Source organism: Pseudonocardia sp. EV170527-09 (assembly GCF_008369905.1).
Classification (GTDB): Bacteria; Actinomycetota; Actinomycetes; order Mycobacteriales; family Pseudonocardiaceae; genus Pseudonocardia.
This window is the reverse complement of sequence record NZ_VRMC01000578.1, coordinates 1-251: the sequence shown is the minus strand read 5'-3', so window position 1 is coordinate 251 and position 251 is coordinate 1. Positions and strand designations below refer to the sequence as shown.

Here is a 251-nt window from a genome sequence, read left to right as displayed (position 1 = left end):
CCTCGAGCAAGCGTCTGCCGCTTTCAGTTATGGACGTGCGCAGCTCTCTGCCGTCTGACTTGCTTGGGGTCTGGCGAACGTAGCCCATAACTTTCAAGCTCTTTAACGCCTTAGACAGTTTCGTGCGTGAGATCCCCATGACGAGACTGAGCTCAGATGGCAGCATCTCGTGTTCTCTGTCCAGCTGGAGGAGAACATCGTATTGCAGCCAGGAAATGTCGAGCGGATTCACTAGGGAACGCTCTGCGACC

Annotated in this window: 1 protein-coding gene; it reads right to left on the bottom strand. The window is 55.0% G+C overall.

The features are described 5' to 3' along the window. A partial coding sequence (locus FVA95_RS30175) for a MarR family transcriptional regulator (RefSeq protein ID WP_205016096.1) occupies positions 1 to 232 on the bottom strand: 232 nt, incomplete at its 3' end. Positions 233 to 251 lie beyond the last annotated feature (19 nt).